The sequence below is a fragment of the Pseudomonas sp. CCI1.1 genome (assembly GCF_034348165.1).
GTDB classification, from domain to species: domain Bacteria; phylum Pseudomonadota; class Gammaproteobacteria; order Pseudomonadales; family Pseudomonadaceae; genus Aquipseudomonas; species Aquipseudomonas paracarnis.
Window position 1 is genome coordinate 3,870,367 of record NZ_CP133780.1, and the last position, 15,208, is coordinate 3,885,574.

The following is a 15,208-nucleotide window of genomic DNA, read 5'->3' on the forward strand; positions in this document are numbered from 1 at the left end:
CGAGCTAAATCTTCAATCAGTTCTGTCGCTCCCAAGCTACAACTGAGCCCCCAAGGTATAGAACGGGGCATTGCGAGGTTGGGAGAAAGAATCTCTGAGCTGCAAGCCTTTGATGTCGGTACGTTGGTTAAGGACGAAGTGCTGAGATCGCGGCGTTGGAAGTAGCGATCAAGGTCACCTTGACCCGCTGTTTTGGCGAGGGCACCTCGGCGCATGAGCTTATGAACGAGCGGCGCATCTTCAACATCATTCAAGGGTTATTTCTCGCGGTGAAGTGGTGGACTATGTCACCCCTACCCGGCGAAACATCGGCAATGCGGTCGCGCTGCTTACGCAGACTCAACTGGCCCTGGTGGAGGATCTTAAGGATATTGACTTAGAGCCCACTCCGTCACTCCCAGCTATATCAGTACCGGTAGCGCAAGAACTTTCTAGCCGTGTGTTTGTAGTGCATGGCCATGATGAAGGCACACGAGAGACCGTGGCGCGCTTTTTGATGCAGCTGGGCTTCGAACCGATCATTTTGCATGAGCAAGCCAATCAGGGCGCACCGGTAATGGAGAAGGTTGAAGCGCATGGACAAGTGGGTTTCGCGGTGGTACTGCTGACCCCGGACGATGATGGCTTCGCCAAGGGTGGCACGCCGGAGCCACGGGCTGGGCAACGCGTTGTTAGAGTTGGACTATTTGAGTATCCGGAATCAAGTGTGGAAATATTGTTTTAGCCACTTCCGGCTTTATCTAGGTTTTTTTTGAAAAGTTAGGAAAAATAACTCTTATCAAGAAGGTCGCACAGGGTTGGAATATGCGGACCGTACTCGATAGTCTTTACCTTCTCATCTATTATGCCGAAACGATACATGACTTTTTCTGGCAGGAAGGGCTTTGGCTTTATGCCGCGCACTTTCGTTGTCGGCTTACGGGCTTGCTTCTCATAGATGAGTCGGGCCCGCATCACTTCAAAGCTGTATCCTCGTCCCATCCTGTTCATGTCCTTCGCCAGCCAGTTGGTAGACTCGGTGTAGGCGTTGGTGACCCGGTGGTCATAGTAGTTAAAGATCTCACCCCACCAGTTCGTCAGCGCCGTTCTGGCCGCACCAAAAGCATACTCCATTTCCGGTGATAGGGAGTCTAGCCAGGTTCGTGCGAATGCCTGAGCATCTTCTTTGTCACTACAGTTATAGATTTCATGAAAGCTCTCCTTCATCCGGTAGGCCAGCTCCAGCTCTGGATGTAGCTCAAACCACTCAAGCATCTTGTTATGTTCATCTGTGGTAAGCCCTACCTCGCGTTCTAACAAAATAAAGCGATCATCTTTCAGCTTGAGTCGCTGCCGGGTGTTCAGGTCTTTTCTGATCTTCTTCCGTACCGTCTCCAGCGCATCATTACCCAGGCGGACCACATGCCAGCGGTCAACAACAATATCCCGACCAGGGAGCTGTGCCTTGACGACATCCTTGTAGGTACGCCACATGTCCATCGTCACCACCTTGACCTTGTGTTTGTCAGGGAGTGCCTTGAAGTACGTCGTGAGGTCGGTTTTGCGTCGATTGGGCAGCAGGTCGAAGATGGATAGCTCGCCCACGTTGGTGATCATGCAGCGGTATTCGCCAATGATTTTAAGCTCATCAATCCCCAAAAACTCCGGCGTTTCAAACCGAATAGTCTGGCCCAGCCGCTCAACATAGTCCTCGAAAATGTGCTTGATGGTCTTCTCATCAATCCCTGCCTCGCGTGACAGCAAGGCAAAGGTTTTCTTCATTGATTCCTGTTCGATGTATCTGATAAAGCGAACAGACGCCTTCCTTTTCGCGTCAATGTCAGGGAGGTGTGAAAAAAACGTCTTGCCGCACACTTTGCAGCGGAAACGCGCCCTCTCTACACGCAGGAGGACGGGCTTGCCGTGCATGGGAATGTCGATGTAGTGCTGTTGCTGTGAGCCGTGTCGGTACGGGCTCTCAGACTGGCAGTGAGGGCAGCAGGCGGGCATCCCTTGCCCGTCCACCTCGACAACGTAGTGGTCACCTTCGTCAATAAGGCTCGCTGCCCTGAGGCTGCCGAGGTTAAGCAGGTCGAGCTGACTCATAACTTCACCGCCTTCTTCACCAGGCGGCTAGTGGTGTTGTTCATCCGATAGTGAACAATGCTGCCGTCAATGATGCGCCTTACCACTTCCATCGCTGTTTCAAGCGGAACAGAAAACCACTCGCGAGGCTTGTATGTCTTGCCGTCTTTGCCGGTCAACGTCATTTTCAGCCGCTGGGCATGAAGGAAGCCATGAATCAGCGACTCGAATTTGTTGGGATTGAGGTTGTAGCACTCAATTGAGGCCAGAATCTTGACCGGCGACTCCAGAAACGCAATATCCCGCTCAGCGTTTTTCGTCCTTTCCTCAACGGTCAGCTCGGTGTAGCCGATTTTGAGCCGGTTCGGGACCGCGGTTAATGCTGGGTTATTGCTCAGCGTCGTTACAAAGTAAATCTGCCCGGCACGCTTGTCCTTGTGGGATATGTTGTTGAAGGCATCCACAACCGAGTCGGCATCACGAATGACGCGCCTGCCGGTCTCGTCCACATAAAGCCGCTTGGCTAACGACTGGAGCAGGTGATTGGATTCAGTGCTGTTCTCAAAGATAACCCTCAGCCTTGGATCATACCGGCCTTGACTGTCCAGCCGGTGCTCACCTACATCGTCAATCAAGCACAGAACACCCTCCATGATAAAGACATCACCAGCGGAGACCTGGGAAGCCTGCTGGAAGCGTGCTGTCTTTACCTCGCCGGATTTCAACCCTGTATGCACTTCACGGAAAATGCGCTCAAACTGATAGAAGTCCTCGCAGACCCGACGCTGGGCAATCTCATCAGGCTGCTCTTTGTCTGTAGCGGACAGCGCAGGTACATGCTGCATGTCGAAGACGCTGTTGTCGCCCTCATCTAGCAGGCCAAATTCAGCGCTGGCAAAAATGTCATCCAGCGAAGTGACACCCTCAACCTCGGGCGTTTGAGCTGGCTGGCTTTGTGTGTCTACCGGCGCAGTACTGGCGATGCTGGCTTCTGTCAGCTCGACTTGGGTACCCAGCTCCGGCAATAACCCGTGGCGATCATAGGGCTTGAGGATGTGGTGAAACCCGAGGTTTACCTGAAAGCCTTTTAATCGCCGGGCTAACCGCTTTTCTGATAAATCGCCTTCGTCACCGGGGTGATACCTGTGTTCATCAATAAACGCGCTGATTGCTTCGAAATTAGAAACTTCGATGGGCGCGTTCTTGCTGACGTGTTTGTACTGAACGTTCAGTAGCCCGAACTCGTCCGGGCCGTTGAAAATATCGTCCAGTGACGGCCGGTCTGCTGCCTTACTTTTGCTGTGCCGAATCGGTGGCATACCTGCCTCCTTATAGCTGAGCTTGGGCTGCCTGAGTTTTACGCTCCTGCGCCTTGCGCTTGATATAGGCCAGCGCCTCCGCCAGTCGCCGCTCGTATGTATCCCCCGAGGAAGGTGATGGCTCCCGTCCTTTGTCCTTGATGAACGCATTGATGCGCGGCCACAAGATAACAGCCTCTTCCTCGGACATGGTGGTGCGCATGGCGACAACCGTATCCTGGATGGCTTTTAGAACCGAAGGCGTCACAGCTTTGGACAGGATTTCATAGGCGCCCTGGAATGGGTTGATCTGGCGAATCAAGTCCACGTTCAAATGTTCTATGTTGACAAACTTCTTGCCGATTAGAACGAACTTGCGGTTGGCTTCGGGCTGCAGGGGTGCGGCTCCACCACTGGGCGGGCCAGGCTTGCCTGCGACATCCTCTGGCTGTTCACCGGCTGGCGTTGCCGGTTGCTCCGCGCCTTCGGGAACGTGGACTTCAGCGCTTTCTGGTAGCTCAGACTCATCGAACATCCCACCCTGAGACTGAATGCCCATAGAGATGTAAACAGCCTCAGAAACCGTCTGCACCTCGCTGGCGTCCATGTCTGGATACATCTTCTCAACTATCTTTGGTATTTCGACCGCTTCCAACACTTGCGGGTCGGCATCACCTGTCACAGCGGGCGCAACCACCTCTGGCTTTTGCAGGATCGCCGCCTTGATGTTGTCCATGTTCTCCAGGGCTTTAATTACCTTGTCAGACACCGGCGCGGTCGTGTCTTCAATGATGACCGTTCCCGGCTTGGCCTGCTCGCCAGGCAGCATCCGGGAGCGTGGCTTGAAGTTGACCGACGGGGCCAATACTTGCTCCATCAGTAGCGATACAGTGATTGCCTTGAGCATGTTGTTGACCGATACCTTTACGTCATCATCTTCGGCATCGGGCTGGGCAATCAGGTTGGTGAACTGGGCATGAGGCTTACCCTCACTGTCACGAGTCGCCCGGCCAATGATCTGAATAATCTCTGTCAGCGAGGAGCGGTAGCCAACGGTCAGAACGTGTTCGCACCAAGGCCAGTCAAACCCCTCTTTGGCCATGCCAAGCGCAATGATGATGTCCATGTCCTCAGCGCATGAAACATTGCGCAGGTAGTTTTGCACCTCAACGCGCTGTGGGTTGTCATCCACTAGGTCGGCCACTTTCAGCAGCCGCCCGGACTTGTCCCGCACTGTGATAATGCCCGTTGCCATGTTCTTATCAACTACCGCGCCAATCACGTCGAGAATGTGATCCACCTCGGAATATTTGTCCTTGGTCGATTCAACCGAGTTGACGTTGGGGATGTGGACGATGGTTTTTTTCGAGGTATCCAGTACCTCGTGCAAGGCATCCAGGTAGCGGCCTGTGTAGAAGTGATACCCGATACCCAAGGACTTGAGGTGTTGGTAGCCGTTCAGCTGCTCGTAGTACGAGTAGGTGACCTGGGTGAACTGATCCTCATCCTCCGGCAGCAGGATAGGTACTGCGTCACCCCGGAAGTACGAGCCGGTCATGGCAATGATATGGGCACTTGAGCCGTTCATTACACCGTCAATCAGCTCACCCAGCCGGTTCTCGCCATCCGCCGAGGTGTGGTGGAACTCATCAATAGCCAGCAGGCAGTCGTTAAAATCACTGGGAGTAAGCTTCTGGTAGGCGAACCGCAATGTTGCATGAGTACAAACCAGCACTTGAGCGTCTGGATCAGACATGAAGCGGATGAAGGTATTAACCTTGCCCTGTTCGCCGCCAGGGATACATAGGTTGTAGCTCGACGCCACCGTCCAGTCGGTAAAGAAACCGTGCTCTGTGAGCTTGGTGTTCTTAAACGAACCACCAATGGACATTTCCGGCACCGCCACGATGACCTTTTTCAAGCCTTGATTGTGCAGCTTGTCCAGCCCCAGGAACATCAGGGCGCGAGATTTACCCGACGCAGGCGGTGCTTTGAGCAGCAGGTACTGGGCATCACGCGATTCAAAGGCGCGGGCCTGCATTTCACGCATACCCATGCTGTTCAGATTGGAGCTTTTGCCAGTTTGTTTGTAGCTGACAGTTAGCAGGTTGGCCATGCTCAGTTACTCCCTTTGGTCTTTTTCACCGGTGCCTTTGCTTTTTCTGCGGCAGTCAGCTTTTCGTAGCGACCAAACAGGTGTTCCAGGCGCTCTGAGGCATCGCGGAAAGGCCGGTCGCGGTAAAGCGCCTCAACAGCACAATCCAATGTCTTGTGTACCTCCAGCAGCGGTACAGGCATTTTGTCGGGGTCGTAAAGATCAGCTAGCGTCTTGTCTGGATAGTCCTCACGGATCAGTATAATTTCCTCGGCCAGCCCCTCGATGTGTTTGCGCTTGGATTCGGAGGCTTCTGGCCACGGGAAGGTGTTGTAGACCAAGGTGGCTGAATACCGATAATCGCTTTTCAAGCGACCTGCCACCGTCCGCATCCAGTCGTTGTGCATTTCTGAGGTCAGGATGCCGAACTCGTAGAGGGTGGCTTCTGGAACTATGTAGTTTGGCGCCACTGCAATATCTTTAGCGTCAAAAAAACCCAAGGGAATATATCTTCTTCGTTCAGAGCTTACTGTTGGAATAAGAAGATAGGAACCATCTTTAGGTTGATTTACATAAGAAAACAGATGGGGGGTCTCTGCTTGAAGCTGGGTTTCTATTTTTGTGCTTGAAGTTCGGGAATTAACCACACTTTCGAGTCTTTCAGAAATTAAACGAGTTTTATAAAGATCTTCTAAATTTTCATTTTCTAACCATAAGCACCAACGCTGCTTTCCATTTAGCATTTCGTCAGCCCCAATTAGTAACCTAATCCATTTTTTTGCATCTGGGCACTCTTTAAGTAAACGGTCTTTTTCATTTTCATCTAACACAAGAGCCCCGCCATCCCTTAAGTAAGCCCCGAGCCTAATTGAGTTCTGACCAGATGTTTGGGTGCTAGAGCCCTTGACAATGATATTTTTAGCGCCAACCAGATAAGGATTTATATTGTCATGCATTGAAACCCTCAAAGCTTTATCATCAAAACTGAAAAGCTTCGCAGGATTGTTCGACCTAGTAAGACCAACGACTGTTACATGCACAGCAGCAGCGCTCTTAGCTGAATTCGTCCATTTAAAAGTTCTGTATGCAAATTTAATCCTAATGCCTTTATCCAGGATTTCAGGCCAGAGAATACCTACTTGCTCGCCTTGGCTTAATGAATTTGTTGCCACAAACGCTGCTTCAATGTAGTCGCCTTGCATATAACATGCTGCCTTCCAAAACCAGCAGGACACATAATCAAGAAGACGGTGCTTTGCAAAACTCTTAAATACGATATCCATATCTTCATTCTGTGAAGAAGAGCGAAACTTAAATCCCAGAAACGGAGGGTTGCCACAGATATACACCTCGTGCTGATTGCCATGCTTATCAGCAGACGGACACACCTTTTCCCAATCCAAGCGCAGACTGTTGCCACACACCAGGTTACCGCCATCCTTCAACGGCAGTGCAGCTTCGGCATAACCGAACTTAGCCTTAAATTCCGTGTTCATCTGGTGCTCGGCCAGCCACAGGGACAGCGTTGCAATCTCACAAGCGAAGTCGTCAACCTCGATGCCGTAAAATTGGTTCAAGCGGATGCAAGAATAGTAGATCTCAGATTGTTGGCCGGTCGCATTGAGCGCATCAATGACGTGCATTTCTACGCGGCGCAGTTCTTTGTAGGCAATGATGAGGAAGTTGCCGGAGCCACAAGCTGGGTCAAAGACTCTCAGGTCCCCGATACGTACCAGCAGCGCCTTGAGTCTCTTTTCGTTGCAACGGACTTTCTCAAGCTCGGCATTCAGCGGGTCGAGAAACAGCGGCTGGATCACCCTCATGATGTTCGATACGGACGTATAATGCTGGCCCAGGTTGCCACGCTGATCTTCATCAATGACCGCTTGGAACATCGAGCCGAAAATATCAGGATTGATTTTTGACCAGTCAAGGCGAGCACAATCCAGCAGAATGCGCCGGGACTTGCGCCCAAACTCCGGCACTGGTTCGTCGTCACGGAACAAACCGCCGTTGACATATTTGAAGGCCTGAAAGTGCGCAGGCATGTATTGCCGCTCAGGCGCGCCGTTATCCAGGTTGAGCACAGCAAATAGGTCGGTGAAGAACTGGTCAACGTCAGAGCCGTCATCTTTGGTATAGGACTGGAGGGCGTAGCTCATCTGGCCCTTGTCGAAGATCCCAGTGTCTTGAGCGTAGAAGCAGAACAACAGGCGCGTCAGGAATACGTTAAGCGCGTGAATATCCTCCGGCTTGGTCAGGTCGTTGCGCTCACGGATGAGATCGAACAACTGGCCCATCTTCTCGGATGCGTTCAGGTCAGCAGGGTGCTCTGAATGCATCACCGCCTTCTCGTAACCAGCCAGCGGCAGAAAGAATGCGTAGTTCTTGTCCAGTTCGTTAAATGCTACGTCCAGACGCTCATCAGCCTTGAGGTCAAAAGCCACCATGCTTTCAAAGTCGGTGACGATCACAAAACGGATGTCGTTGCGGGCTACCACGTCGCCTGCCTTGAGCGATTCAGCCTCAGTGCCAACATCAACGCCAGGCTCCACCACACGGAAATGGAGCTGTTTGCGTAGCCCTATGTCGTCACCGGTTGCCACGTTGCGGCTATCACCGCCTTTGCGCAGGCGCGTGATGGTGCTTTTGGGAAAGCCGTAGGCATCCAGGAAGGAAAAGACAAACTCGTCCCGATTGAGGTCAGAGCAAATGCGCTCCATTGACTCGATGATGCTGCCCTGACTGACGGCCATCCAACTTCTCCTTGCGTTCATAACTGGCGGCGTTTCATTTAAGCGGAGCCGAAGGATACACACTCAGTTCCGGTTTACAGGAATGATTGTACGATGCTGTGATTACACGCGCAATTCCGGTTTACAGGCTTTATGTCACGCTAGGTTGAAAGTGGATTTACATACTAAGTTCGGGCTACCCGACTATTTCTTGGGACGCCTGGGGCGCGAGAAGGTGTGTACGCTGAAGCTTGGCACCGTGGAGATTCCCAGTGATTTTGCCGGTGTCGTATGGAAGTCCATGGAAGGTCTGAAAACAGGCCCAGGGGCGTGAATTAGAAGCTGCGGGCATGAGACTGACTGGAATATGGTCATGCGGGCTTAAGTCAGCTATTGGTTTCTTTCTTGTCAGTCATCAGCCTGCCCGCAATGATAAGAGAGTCCGTTTTTAGCCGATTGCTTCTACCGTGTAGTGAAACGCTGCGCTTGGCAAGCGTGCCGGTCCAGCACACCAAGATCGTTGAATAGGAGCGGGCGTTGAAGGTATTCCTAGGGAAACTCTGAAAAAGACTTCCAAATCTGGTGAGATACGGCTGTCCCACGAACTGAACGGTTGAGCCCCGATGAAGCAAATGTCTTTCGCTGATGCCGAGTACGCAGGCAAACGTAAGCAGACCCGCCGTGAGCGTTTCCTGATTGAGATGGATCAGGTCGTGCCCTGGAAAGGCCTGATTGCGTTGATCGAGCCGCATTATCCGAAGGGTGAAGGCGGTCGTCCGGCGTATCCGTTGATGGCCATGCTGCGGGTTCATCTGATGCAAAACTGGTTCGGCTACAGCGATCCGGCGATGGAAGAGTCCCTCTACGAAACCACGATTCTGCGCCAGTTTGCCGGGCTGCATTTGGATCGGATTCCGGATGAAACCACGATCCTCAACTTCCGCCGGCTGTTGGAAAAACATGAGCTGGCCGGTGGGATTTTGCAGGTCATCAACGGCTATTTGGGCGACCGAGGTTTGCTGCTGCGTCAGGGAACTGTGGTCGATGCGACGATCATTCATGCGCCCAGTTCGACCAAGAACAAGGACGGTAAACGCGACCCCGAAATGCACCAGACAAAGAAAGGAAATCAGTACTATTTCGGGATGAAATCGCACATCGGTGTCGATGTTGAATCCGGTCTGGTACATAGCGTGGTGGGCACGGCGGCGAATGTGGCGGACGTGACTCAGGTCGATCAGTTGCTGCATGGCGAGGAAACTTACGTCTCTGGCGATGCCGGTTACACCGGCGTGGAGAAGCGTGCGGAGCATCAACATCGCCAGATGATCTGGTCGATCGCAGCGCGCCCCAGCAGCTATAAGAAGCATGCAAAAAAGAGCCTGATCGGTCGCATGCGCCGCAAAATCGAATACGCGAAAGCTCAAGTCCGGGCCAAGGTTGAGCATCCATTCAGGGTGATCAAGCGCCAGTTTGGTTATACGAAAGTCCGCTTCCGAGGCTTGGTGAAAAACACCGCGCAGCAGACCACACTGTTTGCCTTATCGAACCTGTGGATGATGCGAAAACGACTGTTGAATGCAGGCGAGGTGCGCCTGTGATGTGGACAATGAGCCCTGAAAAGGTGCTATTCCGCAAAAAACAGTGAACTGACAGGAGGAAAGGTCTGATTTTCGATTAAGTCGGTGTTTTTTGAACCTCAGACAGCGAGGCCGTTAAAAACGGCTGCTTACTTCAGACCTTCCCTAGATGGCGAATTCACTCAGCTCAATCAGTACTCGAAGCTGATATCTCTAGCGCTGGTATCAGAGTCAGCCGAAGAGTTTTACGTTGAGTTGACGGATACCTATTCGGTCCACGATTGCAGTGACTTTAACATCCAGAACGTTTACCGCAGCTCGATCTTCTGCAGCATGGTCAGTCGCTTATCGAAGGCAGGCCTCACTCCGAAGGGTTCTAGGCTGCTTCGAAGAGAAGCTTGAGGTGCGTTCAGATGCGCCCAATCGGGATTGGAAGTTTTTCTGTGATCTCGTCTGTTCAGATCATCACCTTTGGCCAGCCCAGGTTATGAATCAACCGACCGACCTCACTATCCGTTTAAATAAAATCGATGCGGAAGCTCTTGAACAAGTAGAGCTATCTGATCTGCCACGCCACGCGTTGCTAGATGCGCAAATGCTTGCAGAGCTTTTCAAGGTCTTGGCCACCCGGCTTGTTTTGTCACCATAGAGGCGTATCAGGTCGTAGGTCGGTTAGTTTGCACGGTGTGCTGCAGATGATTCGAGTTTCACCAACGGTGGGGACGCGGCAAATGGTAATTGCACAGACTTGCCCACCGATTCGCATTCGACCTGACCAATCATTTGCATCGGATTTGCTCATCACGCTGCGCATCCATGACCGGCAGATAGCGACCCATTGCTACCCTTCCTGGAGGCAGCATTAAGCAGAAACCTGCCGCTTGCTCGATTCCCTTCAGTGATAGAAAAAGCAGATTAGTAAAAAAGTTGACAACGGAGGCCGTTTTCGAGGGGCGATTTTTGCTTTAATAAAAATTGAGGCTTCCTGTATCATCAACTAAACAGATGGCGCATTTCATGTGCGGGATATGGCTTTGTGCTAACGTGCGTATTGAGCATGTTCAAAGGAATACAGACTGTGGCAAATGTAATCCCTAATATTGATCAAATTAAAAAATCTAGGCAAGCACCTACGCCTGGAGAGTTACATTTGCTCGAAGCTCTCAGCCTAATGTTCGACGAAAATACAAATGTTTTTTTTCAACCTTGCTTCAATGGCGACAGGCCAGACATTGTATTGCTCAATAAGGAGTTGGGGGTTGTGATTCTCGAGGTTAAAGATTGGGATCTTCAACAGTATAGGGTGTCTTCGGACAACGTTTGGAGTTTGAAGAGTAACGGACAAATAATTAAGTCCCCTTTCGCACAGGCCTTTGCATACAAGAAAACATTTTTTGATGTTCACATTAATGGGCTTTTAGAAAAGAACATAAGGGACGAAAGATTTTTCAACGTTGTTAAGGTGAGTGTTTATTTTCACTGTGTTGATAAAAAAGGGCTTGAGGGTTTTTATAGGCCAGCTATCGAAAATCTAAAGCAACAGCTTAGAGAAAACGAGAGTAATTTCAAGTCGGAAAAAATATTACACAAAAGCTATGATAAGGAACGAGAGTATCTGGAGAACAAGAAGAAAAAACTCATGCGAGATTTGACGCTATTGTCAGTAACTAGGGATAACCTGTATAAAATTTCGTTTAGCAAAAATTTAAGAGGCATAAATTTTTACGAAACTGTGTATAAAGAATTTTATCGTTTACTGTTTCCCCCTTATCACTATGCGAATGAGGGTAAAGAGCTACAATACACCAGGTTACAATCACGGCTATGTGAAAGTTCAGAGGGAGCCAGAGCTAAAATTTGCGGCGTGGCTGGCTCAGGAAAAACTACTGTATTAGCAAAACGTGCGGTGAACGCGCACAAACGCCATGAAGGTGCTGTTTTGATTTTGACCTTCAATATCACTTTGCAATTGTATATTAAGGGAAAAATCAGCGAGGTTCGTGACGATTTTTCATGGGCCAATTTTGAAATTGCGCACTATCATGGTTTTATGAGTTCTGCGTTTAACAATTATGGTGTTCAGGTTGATTTTAAAGATTTGTCGTGGGATGAGCTAGAAAAGCGCTACTTTTCAAATGAAGATATTTTTCAAAGTGTCGAAAATATTCGACGATACGAGACGATTCTGATAGATGAAGTTCAAGATTATAAGGCAGAATGGCTAAAATTAATAAGGGATAATTTTTTAAACCCGGCTGGCGAAATGGTGTTGTTCGGTGATGAAAAGCAAAACATTTACTCACGGGCTATTGACTCCGAAAGACGATCTAAGCTGATCGATGGCTTTGGACGGTGGGAAAAACTAACCAAAAGTTTCCGATTCAAACAAGATAGCCATGTCATGAAAATTGCCGCTCTTTTTCAGGCGACCCACCTCTTGGAAAACTATGACTTGGATGTGGATGAGTCTTACCAGCCGTCTCTGTCGATGCTAGGAGTTAATGCCTATTCCTCTTATCATGAGGACGAGCTGGATAAATGTGCGAAATTGATTGTAGATCTAACAAAAAAAGAAGGCTTACATCCAAACGACCTGACAATAGTATGTTCAAGGGAAAGTGTGCTTCAAAATTTGGATTATCATCTCCGCAATGGTGAAGGGCATAAGCAGCGTACGCTCACGACGTTCGCCACTCTAGAAGTGATGCAGCATCCGAAATTTAGCAAATCTGCTAAGGCTCTTGGTAATTCAAAAAAAGTTGGATTCAACCTCAATAGTGGGGTTACCAAGCTATCCACTATTCATAGCTTCAAAGGATATGAGTCCCCGCTTGTAGTTCTTCTTGTCTGTGACAAAGATTCTGCTGAGATAATTTATACAGGGCTTACTCGTGCAAAGGAAAGCATTGTTGCTTTTATACCTAGCAAAAGTGTTTATAAAGATTTTTTTGAAAAAAATTTTGACCATTTGAACAGTATTATTTAATTGATTTGAGAGTTATAATTGCGGTGTGATAAAGCTAAAGTAATCAGGCGCTGATACGTCAAGAAGGTATGAAAGTCGAGCGATGGCGAACTTGTTCACAGATCGGAGAGAATCAAACTATACTCTTGCCGTCTGAAAACCGCACCGCCGGTTACTCAAGCTGGTTTGCCGTGATCTGGGTAAGTCAATCTGGTGGATACTCTGATTCGTCGGATGGCCGATTGGTCGAATGAAGGAATAGCGATTACGGGTTTTCGAATTGAATACCATGAATCTATTACGCACAAGGTTTATCAGTTCGTTACGGAAAACTTATTAATAGAGGGAATGTTCGGCATTAATTTGTGATGTTTGGGGGAATAAATGACGTTGCTAACCAAAAATGTTTTTATAGGCACACAGTTATTTATGGCTTCTGAGTAGATTTTTCGTCAGGTAGTATCTCATCTTTTGACTAGCTTTGTCAGACAGGCGAGCTTGTTCACATTACCAACAGAGTGGTTATCCAAGAGATAAAAAAGAAATTCTCGAATCCATAAAAGAGGGGCTGAAAGGGATTGAGAATTTTCAAAAGCGAGCTGGTTTTCTACGCTCTGATAAGGAATTATCCAAGTATTCCCTATTCTTTTGGAAGAAAAGCCGAACGAAAAAGGTGAGGCGGATTTAGAAGCTTTTCTTAAAGCCACTCGTGCCAGGATCTTGGACATGAAGAAAATAGATCCTGATGAAATCTTGGATATGTTTTTTAAACAAAAGCGGCCATTTGGTGCAGCCAAAAAACAAAACGAGTTCCGTGACGCCTTTTCCCTGATTTCGCTACGTCAAGAATTGAAGGAAGGGGAAAGTATCTATGTGGTTTCGAATGATCCAGACCACAAAGCATTTTTGCGTATCAAACGTTAAATTTATCAGTGTAGATCTCAATTCGCTTTTGGATAATTTTTACAAGTATATCGAAGCGAGAAGGGCCGCTTTCATTGAGAAATTTCTCGAGGATAATAAAGAGGTTATCATCCAAGAGCTTAAGTCCCAACTATAGAGTTCTGACGGTTATAACGTTTCTACGTGGGAAGATGCTGAGCTTGAAGAATTCAGTGTCACAGAGATTGGAGAGTCGAGCCTGAAATCACCCAGATTGACAATGAAAGCAGTGGGGTAAATTTCGATGTTATGGTCAAACTGTTAGCTGATGTCAACGGCCCTGACACAGTGAAAGGACATTATGATAAGGAAGACGGAGTTTTGTATACGTTCGATAACGTCGAGCATCAAGAGGAGCAGGAACACGACTTCTCTGTGGAATTGGATGTAGCTTTCGAGTCAGATGAAGGTGAATTTAAAATCCTCAATTTGACTTAACCGGGGAGGGACTTCACAAAGGACTCGAATTTGACGTCGAAGAAACACCTTGGGAAGATCCAATAATGTGAATGAAAAAAGGGAGCCTCCCCGCTTCGCTCGTCATGAGCAGTTGTATCCATCTATAGGATCAGAGGAGGAATTGAAGCGCCATTCAACATATCGCGGCGTTGAGAAATGAAACAGAATTCCTCTATTTCAAGGACAAGACGACGGCATCAACTGAACGTCTCCTTTTGGCCCAGAGTGTGTAAAAACGCGCAGATGCACTGTTCGCGCGTAGCGCCGACGGTTGTTAGCTGAGGAACTGCTCGCAACAAGTCCTGCGGATCATCACTAGGGCGTGGGAGCCCCCAGCGCCGCTTCTACCTTGCTGAGTGGCCAAAATACAGACCTCTTCAGGCCGAAAGCGCCTTCATTAAACCGCTGGTACCGTAAATTTTCATGACCCGCTTCAAGTGGTAGGCGAGGACGTTCAAACTCATCTCTGCACCTACCCCGGCCCGCTTTCGCGTCAGGAAGTGCGTCGGACCCATCCATTGTTTGAGCGTCCCGAAGGGATGCACAACCTTACGCTTGCGGACTCGCATCATGGCCGGCGCGTTGCTCAGCTTGTTCTGCATTTCCTCCAGTATGGCTTCATGTTCCCAGCGTCGATTCGTTGAGCTGAGTTTCAATGACCTGTAACTCTTTCATCTGAGTATTGAGCTTGTCGATTTTTTCTTGTAAACGAGCAGCCTTGGGCTGAGCGATCGAGGGTTCTTGCCGATCAGCTTCGTCGAGCGCAGTCAGGTACCGATTGATACTCGATTCAATTTCTTTCATCCGCCGCTTCAGCTTGGCGCTGGTGAAATGAGGACGCGGTTGTTAACAGCCTTGAATTTACTGCCGTAGATGGCGACCAGATTTTCTCCTAACAGCCCCAGCTTCTGGCACAGCACCACGAATTGGCGGCAGACGCCACCGGGTACAGGTTTTCCCCGACGAGGGGGGGCAGCGCGCGAACGATTTCCAAACCCAGGACAAAAACCTCGCCGCGATCCGCCGCACGCAGCAGGTCGCTGAACGTGCGCGCCGTACAGATGACGGTC

The 15,208-nt window shown here is 49.5% G+C and carries 11 protein-coding genes and 1 pseudogene; 6 read left to right on the forward strand and 6 right to left on the reverse strand.

What is annotated here, in order from left to right; all coding sequences use genetic code 11:
* Positions 1 to 277 precede the first annotated feature (277 nt).
* Positions 278 to 724, forward strand: a complete 447-nt coding sequence (locus RHM69_RS17485) for a TIR domain-containing protein (protein ID WP_282378252.1) — start codon at positions 278 to 280, stop codon at positions 722 to 724.
* A gap of 35 nt (positions 725 to 759) precedes the next feature.
* Here the strand turns inward: RHM69_RS17485 and RHM69_RS17490 are convergent, their stop codons facing one another.
* From RHM69_RS17490 to RHM69_RS17505, 4 genes are read right to left on the reverse strand one after another with little or no spacing between them, the layout of a single operon-like run.
* A complete protein-coding gene (locus tag RHM69_RS17490; protein ID WP_200600465.1) occupies positions 760 to 2,085 on the reverse strand; it encodes an ISL3 family transposase in 1,326 nt (441 codons plus the stop codon).
* Entirely contained in the window at positions 2,082 to 3,383 is a 1,302-nt protein-coding gene (locus tag RHM69_RS17495) for a GIY-YIG nuclease family protein (RefSeq protein ID WP_200600467.1), read from the reverse strand. Before RHM69_RS17495 ends, RHM69_RS17490 begins: the two co-directional genes overlap by 4 nt.
* 10 nt (positions 3,384 to 3,393) lie before the next feature.
* Positions 3,394 to 5,478: a DEAD/DEAH box helicase gene (locus RHM69_RS17500; RefSeq protein ID WP_200600468.1), complete on the reverse strand. Its 2,085-nt coding sequence runs from the start codon at positions 5,476 to 5,478 to the stop codon at positions 3,394 to 3,396.
* Between the two features lie 2 nt (positions 5,479 to 5,480).
* Positions 5,481 to 8,213 carry a DNA methyltransferase gene (locus tag RHM69_RS17505; RefSeq protein WP_200600470.1) on the reverse strand — a complete coding sequence of 911 codons (2,733 nt, stop codon included), beginning with the start codon at positions 8,211 to 8,213 and terminating at the stop codon, positions 5,481 to 5,483.
* A gap of 82 nt (positions 8,214 to 8,295) precedes the next feature.
* On the opposite strand from RHM69_RS17505, the gene RHM69_RS17510 reads away from it, so the two are divergent.
* From RHM69_RS17510 to RHM69_RS17525, 4 genes are all read left to right on the forward strand, one after another.
* Positions 8,296 to 8,526, forward strand: coding sequence for a TIR domain-containing protein (locus RHM69_RS17510; RefSeq protein ID WP_200600472.1), 231 nt, complete (start codon positions 8,296 to 8,298; stop codon positions 8,524 to 8,526).
* A 289-nt stretch (positions 8,527 to 8,815) separates the two neighbouring features.
* Entirely contained in the window at positions 8,816 to 9,793 is a 978-nt protein-coding gene (locus RHM69_RS17515; RefSeq protein ID WP_033902000.1) for an IS5 family transposase, read from the forward strand.
* Positions 9,794 to 10,175: 382 nt separating this feature from the next.
* Positions 10,176 to 10,421 (forward strand): hypothetical protein, encoded by a 246-nt coding sequence (locus RHM69_RS17520; protein WP_234452057.1) that lies wholly within the window; start codon positions 10,176 to 10,178, stop codon positions 10,419 to 10,421.
* 429 nt (positions 10,422 to 10,850) lie between these two features.
* On the forward strand, positions 10,851 to 12,758 hold the full coding sequence (locus tag RHM69_RS17525) for a nuclease-related domain-containing DEAD/DEAH box helicase (protein WP_200600474.1): 1,908 nt from the start codon (positions 10,851 to 10,853) through the stop codon (positions 12,756 to 12,758).
* Positions 12,759 to 13,201: 443 nt separating this feature from the next.
* Here RHM69_RS17525 and RHM69_RS17530 read toward each other — a convergent pair whose 3' ends face one another.
* The gene (locus tag RHM69_RS17530) at positions 13,202 to 13,465 is read right to left on the reverse strand and encodes a hypothetical protein (RefSeq protein WP_200600550.1); all 264 of its coding nucleotides are present in this window, start codon (positions 13,463 to 13,465) and stop codon (positions 13,202 to 13,204) included.
* On the opposite strand from RHM69_RS17530, the gene RHM69_RS17535 reads away from it, so the two are divergent.
* Positions 13,464 to 13,661: a PIN domain-containing protein gene (locus RHM69_RS17535; RefSeq protein WP_234452058.1), complete on the forward strand. Its 198-nt coding sequence runs from the start codon at positions 13,464 to 13,466 to the stop codon at positions 13,659 to 13,661. The genes RHM69_RS17530 and RHM69_RS17535 overlap by 2 nt on opposite strands.
* An 854-nt stretch (positions 13,662 to 14,515) precedes the next feature.
* Here RHM69_RS17535 and RHM69_RS17540 read toward each other — a convergent pair.
* Positions 14,516 to 15,079: pseudogene (locus RHM69_RS17540) on the reverse strand (IS5/IS1182 family transposase); the annotation flags it as partial.
* Positions 15,080 to 15,208: the final 129 nt, after the last annotated feature.

Excerpts from the sequence above, each read along its gene's own strand:
- RHM69_RS17490 (WP_200600465.1), bottom strand. The coding sequence starts at position 2,085 with ATGAGTCAGCTCGACCTGCTTAACCTCGGCAGCCTCAGGGCAGCGAGC.
- RHM69_RS17495 (WP_200600467.1), bottom strand. The coding sequence starts at position 3,383 with ATGCCACCGATTCGGCACAGCAAAAGTAAGGCAGCAGACCGGCCGTCA.
- RHM69_RS17500 (WP_200600468.1), bottom strand. The coding sequence starts at position 5,478 with ATGGCCAACCTGCTAACTGTCAGCTACAAACAAACTGGCAAAAGCTCC.
- RHM69_RS17505 (WP_200600470.1), bottom strand. The coding sequence starts at position 8,213 with ATGGCCGTCAGTCAGGGCAGCATCATCGAGTCAATGGAGCGCATTTGC.
- RHM69_RS17510 (WP_200600472.1), top strand. The coding sequence starts at position 8,296 with ATGATTGTACGATGCTGTGATTACACGCGCAATTCCGGTTTACAGGCT.
- RHM69_RS17515 (WP_033902000.1), top strand. The coding sequence starts at position 8,816 with ATGAAGCAAATGTCTTTCGCTGATGCCGAGTACGCAGGCAAACGTAAG.
- RHM69_RS17535 (WP_234452058.1), top strand. The coding sequence starts at position 13,464 with ATGAAGAAAATAGATCCTGATGAAATCTTGGATATGTTTTTTAAACAA.
- RHM69_RS17530 (WP_200600550.1), bottom strand. The coding sequence starts at position 13,465 with ATGTCCAAGATCCTGGCACGAGTGGCTTTAAGAAAAGCTTCTAAATCC.